A 242-nucleotide genomic window follows, 5' to 3' on the forward strand; every position below is an offset into this window, starting at 1 on the left:
GCATGCGCTGGAGCCGCTATCTCAATGAAATGCAGATGCTGCTTTATACCCATGCGGCCAACGATGCCCGAGAGCTGCGCGGCGACACGCCGGTAAACAGCGTGTGGCTTTGGGGGGAGCAGGGCAGCGACAGCCAGGCACCGCAGGCCTTTGCCCCGCTGTTATATAGTGACAATCCGCTCTATCAGGCACTTGCCACAGAAAGTGGCATGGCGATAGACGCCGCCCCCTACCAGTTTGCC

At 60.3% G+C, this 242-nt stretch carries 1 protein-coding gene; it reads left to right on the plus strand.

Annotated features, from left to right (window positions below; all coding sequences use genetic code 11):
• Positions 1–29: 29 nt before the first annotated feature.
• On the plus strand, positions 30–242 hold a 213-nt coding region (locus O4G76_RS21485; RefSeq protein ID WP_269399110.1), incomplete at its 3' end, for a hypothetical protein.

Source organism: Limimaricola sp. G21655-S1 (genome assembly GCF_027213785.1).
Taxonomy (GTDB): Bacteria; Pseudomonadota; Alphaproteobacteria; order Rhodobacterales; family Rhodobacteraceae; genus Limimaricola.